This window comes from Acidovorax sp. KPB24-03 (assembly GCF_057546605.1).
In genome coordinates this window covers 1-1,780 of record NZ_BAAJYR010000571.1, presented here as the reverse complement: position 1 = coordinate 1,780, position 1,780 = coordinate 1, and the positions used below count along the sequence as shown (strand labels likewise).

Here is a 1,780-nt window from a genome sequence, read left to right as displayed (position 1 = left end):
CTGGCCTTCGCCCGCGCGCTGAAAGCGCCCCTTGGCCAGGTCGGTCTTCAGGCGCAGCACGTCGGTGCTGGACTGGGTCACGTCCACGTAGAGCGGGTCGATCTGCGAGATGGTGGTGAGCGCCGTGGTCTGGTTGGCGGTCACCAGCGCGCCCGGCGTCACCGCCGAGGTGGTGGTGCGGCCCGAGATGGGCGCCTTGATGCGGGTGTAGCCCAGGTTGATGCGGGCGTTCTCGACCGCCGCGCGGTTCACGGCCAGGTCCGAGCGGGCCTGCACCAGCACCGCCTGGCTGTCGTCATACACCTGCCGGCTGATCGCATCGATCTTGACCAGCTCGGCATTGCGCCGCGCGTTGGTCTCGGCCGTGCCCACGGTGGCCTGGGCCTTGCCCAGCGAGGCTTCGGCGCTCGCCAGCGCCACCTCGAAGGGCGAGGCGTCCAGCTGGTACAGCACCTGCCCGGCCTTCACGTCCGCCCCTTCGGTGAAGAGCCGCTTTTGCACGATGCCGCCCACCTGCGGCCGGATCTCGGCGACCAGGAACGCGCTGGTGCGCCCGGGCAACTCGGTGGTGATCGACTGCCGCTCGGGCTGGATCGTGACCACGCCGGCTTCCACCGGGGCGCGCGGCGCGGGCTGCTTGGCGGCCTTGTCCGAACACCCGGTCACCACGAAGGCGGCCGCCAGCACGGCAGCGCCGGCCCGGCGCAGGGCACCGGGGACAGCGGTCACACAGGAAGAGGTCAAGGAGGAGGGCCGTGGGGCCATGGCAGCGGGGGCGGAGGGCAGCGAGCGTGTGGCAGGGCGTGGGCAATTCATGGACAAGGCACGGCTTTCGTTGTGGCGAGCATTCTGACGGTCAATTGAAAAGATCGTGTGAAGCTGTAGCAGGCTGGAAAGCCCTCCGGCGGGCCTCGTGTCCGGACCTTGCAACCTTCATGCCGCGTGCGGGCCGCGCGTGCCCCTCGCAGGCGGTGGCGGGCCCCTCGGGCGCTGGCCCCGGGAGTGTGTGGCCGCGCTGGCGGGCCGCCGGCCGGCCGGGCCGTCGATCCGAAGGGTTTCTGCGGGACGGAACGGGGTTTTGAGAGCCAAATCGCCCGCATGCCGGCGTTTTCATTGTCTTGGTAGCTATTCAATTGATAGCAAATGGGTGGTCGGGAAACGACGGTCCGCGTTCGCAGCGTCCCCGGGCTCTTGACCCAGATCAAGCCCCGGCCGAAAGGTTTCCACAAGCCGGGATGTGCCACCTACCATCGGCCGCACTGCATCCCGCAGGGGCCCGCGGCGCCGTGCCGCACCGTCCGTACGAGACAAAAGCTTCTTCCCCAGAAAGGCTTCCCATGCGAAGAAATCTTCCGGTCAGCACGCAGGAATACCCGTTTCCTTCCGGCGAAACCCTGGTGTCCACCACCGACCTGAAAGGGCGCATCCTGTACTGCAACCCGATGTTCATCGAGGTGAGCGGCTACGAGCGCGAGGCCCTGCTGGGCCAGCCCCACAACCTGATCCGCCACCCCGACATGCCCGAGGAGGCGTTCCGCGACATGTGGGACACCATCGGCCAGGGCCGGCCCTGGTCGGCCGCGGTGAAGAACCGGCGCAAGAACGGCGACTTCTACTGGGTGATGGCCAACGTCACCCCGCTGATGGAGGGCGACCGCCCCGTGGGCTACCTGTCGGTGCGCACCGAGGCCACCCGCGAGCAGGTGCAGGCCGCCGACGCGCTCTACGCCCGCATGCGCGCCGAGGCCGAGGCCGGCCGCCCGGTGCACGTGCTGCGCGC

Annotated in this window: 2 protein-coding genes; one reads left to right on the top strand and one right to left on the bottom strand. The window is 69.3% G+C overall.

Translation table 11 applies throughout. From position 1 onward, the window contains the following. A partial coding sequence (locus tag AC27KI_RS24060) for an efflux RND transporter periplasmic adaptor subunit (protein WP_487091036.1) occupies positions 1-744 on the bottom strand: 744 nt, incomplete at its 3' end. Between the two features lie 593 nt (positions 745-1,337). On the opposite strand from AC27KI_RS24060, the gene AC27KI_RS24055 reads away from it, so the two are divergent. After that, on the top strand, positions 1,338-1,780 hold a 443-nt coding region (locus AC27KI_RS24055), incomplete at its 3' end, for a PAS domain-containing protein (RefSeq protein WP_487116252.1).